This window comes from Motilimonas sp. 1_MG-2023 (assembly GCF_030547455.1).
Classification (GTDB): Bacteria; Pseudomonadota; Gammaproteobacteria; order Enterobacterales; family CBDFNC01; genus Motilimonas.
Genome location: NZ_JAUOPX010000178.1, coordinates 1 through 264, shown reverse-complemented (window position 1 = coordinate 264; position 264 = coordinate 1). Strand labels below are relative to the sequence as shown.

1 protein-coding gene is annotated in these 264 nt (G+C 46.6%); it reads left to right on the top strand.

All coding sequences use genetic code 11. The features are described from left to right. Positions 1–264, top strand: a 264-nt coding sequence (locus Q4519_RS21895; protein ID WP_303516072.1) for a Spy/CpxP family protein refolding chaperone, incomplete at both ends; no start/stop codon positions are given.

The window sequence follows — 264 nt, the reverse complement described above, 5'->3', positions numbered from 1 at the left end:
AGCTAAAGGCGGTATGCATGATAAGCAAGGCCACTCTCAAGCGCGTTTTTTACTCTCTGAGCGCGGCGCCGAAAAACTTGATTTAACCGACGAGCAGCAGACGAAGCTTAAAGCTATTTTTGAAGCACAGAAAACGCAAATGAAAGCCCTACGAGGCGGCGATAAAGAAGCGCGTAAAGCGATGCGTGAAGCGCACAAAGCAAAAATGGACGCATTACTTAGCGCAGCAACATTTGACGAAAATGCAGCTAAAGAGCTATTGAA